General features: G+C 70.3%; 2 protein-coding genes. Both read right to left on the reverse strand.

The features are described 5' to 3' along the window. Positions 1-346 precede the first annotated feature (346 nt). Positions 347-1,294 carry a DUF2381 family protein gene (locus VFZ09_RS30205; RefSeq protein ID WP_329731165.1) on the reverse strand — a complete coding sequence of 316 codons (948 nt, stop codon included), beginning with the start codon at positions 1,292-1,294 and terminating at the stop codon, positions 347-349. Between the two features lie 106 nt (positions 1,295-1,400). After that, complete coding sequence (locus tag VFZ09_RS30210; protein ID WP_329731166.1) at positions 1,401-1,979, reverse strand: hypothetical protein; 579 nt, start codon at positions 1,977-1,979, stop codon at positions 1,401-1,403. Between the last annotated feature and the right edge of the window lie 348 nt (positions 1,980-2,327).

Consider the following 2,327-nt stretch of genomic DNA (forward strand, 5'->3'; position numbering starts at 1 on the left):
CCAACCTCCCGTCGAGGACGCCGGGAGCGGCGGAGGTTCAGCCTCAGCGGGAGTGGGGTCGGCCCCTCCTGCCTGGGACAGCAGCAACAGCACCAGCAGTGTGGAAGTCATCGGCGCCTCCAACAGCAGCCCCAGAGACTAAGCCCCCGGACATCAATTCTGTACACCTGCGGCGTAGCGCGGCTGCAATTCACCCTGCGCGCGTCCGCCAAGGGCTGTGGCGTAGGTGATCAACATCTATGTCCGGGGGCTTAGCCCGGATTATTCACCAGGGCCTGGCGAGGACGTCGGCAGGCGCACCCACAGCCGACCTCGGCCGATGACGGCCTGACGGGGCCCGGTGGCGCTATGGGAAGGTCACGCCGTCGAAGAAATCGCCCCCGCCGCTCGCCTCCTGGCTCCGCAGCTTCAGCGAGAAGGTTCCGCGCGCCTCCTGTTCGTCCATCTCCACCTCCACCCCGATGCGGCCTGACTTCCCCGGGAGAATGGGCTCCCGCTGCCACGCGCCGAGCACCTTCCACTCCTCGCCCTCGGGCCCCACCAGCACCGCCCCCGCCAGCGTCCAGGGCGTGCTCCCGGTGTTCTTCAAGTTCAGCTCCACGGACAGCCGCACCACCTCTCGCCCGTCCTCCATGCGTGCGGTGGCGGAGCGGTAGCTGCGTGCCTTGCTGCTGGTGAGCGTGTTGCCCGGGCGCGAGGTGACGCTCTTGCCGATGTCCTTGCTGTCGATACCGTCCGCACCCAGCAGCCCCTGCGCCAGGAGGCCCAGCAGCCCCACCTGCCCGCTGCACCGCGCCTCCAGGCGCGCCTTGTCCTCCTGGCACTGTCGCGCTTCCGCCCGCGCCTGCTGCTCACCCTCGCCGCAGGAGGCGGGCGGGCGTGGCTGGCGTGTCACCTCCACCTGCCGCGCGGCCTCGGAGGGGTGCACTACCAGCAGGAAGCGGGCGCTGGCCGGAGTCATGCCGTCCTGGAAGAAGACCGTCATGGGCACGCGCGCTCCCTGCGTGAGCGCCCGCGTGGGCACGAGCGCAAGCCCCGTCTCATCCTCCATCACCCGGAAACGCTCCCTCCCGGCCAGTTCCACGCGCTCCACTTTCGTGTCGAAGAGGAAGCTGGTGGAGAGCCCCGGATGGATGCACACCGCGTGTGCCTCACCGTGCGTGTCCTCCGTCAGCTCCAGGTGGCTCGTCCCCGACACACAGCCAGATGGCGCGGACAGTGCCGAGGCGTCCAGGGGGGCAGCGAGCAACACGAGTCGCAACAGGGCAGCGGAGGACAGCACGGGCATGGGCATGGGCGGGGGTCTCCCGAGGACGTGGACAGGACCGCAGGAGTGGGGCTCTACCATACCTCCTGCCCGGTCGTGTCCGGCCTACCGCCGTCCCACTTCGCGGACGCTCCTACTTGAAGCGGTCCACCACCCGCACCACCGCAATGGGGCTCACCATCATCTTCCCTGGAGCGCTGCCGGGCTCGAGCTCGAGGCCCACCTTGTCACTGCTGTCCAGCAACTCCAGGCACACCGGGTACGTCACCCCGTTGGGCGTACGTGCCTCGGTGAAGCGGCCGTACACCCGCCCGTCCTTGACGTAGAGCCGCCCGGAGACCCGGGTGTTGTCCGGCAGCGCGAAGCGTCCACCCCCGCGGTAGGGGTCGTATCCCGCATCCCAGTCGCCGAACAAGTAGACAGGAGTATCCTCGTCCACGCGCACCGGCCTGCCGCGCACGTCGCTCCACTGCACGTCCTTCGTTTCTCTCAGGCGGAAGCCGAGCGTACCCGTCATGGTCTCCACGGCCCCGGCGGGGCAGGCCTGAGGCGGCGGAGCGGGGCGCTCGGAGGGCACCTGCTGCGGGGTGCCCATGCAGGCCTGCAAGGCGGCGCCGGTGAGGCCCAGACACGCATTGCGCATGGCGGCGCTCCGGCGCTTGGGGGCGGCTTCGAGCTGGGGGCCGGGGGTTGTCTGCGGCGGCTGCTTCACGGGAGCACTGTCCTTTCGGGGCGCCAGCGGCGGGGCGGCGGCCGGGGGAGGGGGCGCCTCGGCGGGAGGCGCGGCCACGGCCCGCACAGGTTCCGGCTCTGGCCCACCCGGCGCCACTTCCTGGCTGGAGCCGAGCCACCGATGCGCGGGGGAGCCATTGCGCATGCACCCCCGAAAAGCCCGGTGTCGTTTCGCCCTTCAGCCGCAGTGCCGCTCGGCCACGCGGTAGAGCCAGGTGAGGGAGTAGTCCAGGAGTGACTGCCGTGAGCGCATGTAGTTGCGGGCCCGGACGAAGGGAAGCCACACGCGATTGCCCACGAGGACCTGGGACTCCTCGAGCTTCTGGCG

Origin of the sequence: Archangium sp. (assembly GCF_036277355.1) — a bacterium.
In the GTDB taxonomy this organism is placed as follows: domain Bacteria; phylum Myxococcota; class Myxococcia; order Myxococcales; family Myxococcaceae; genus Archangium.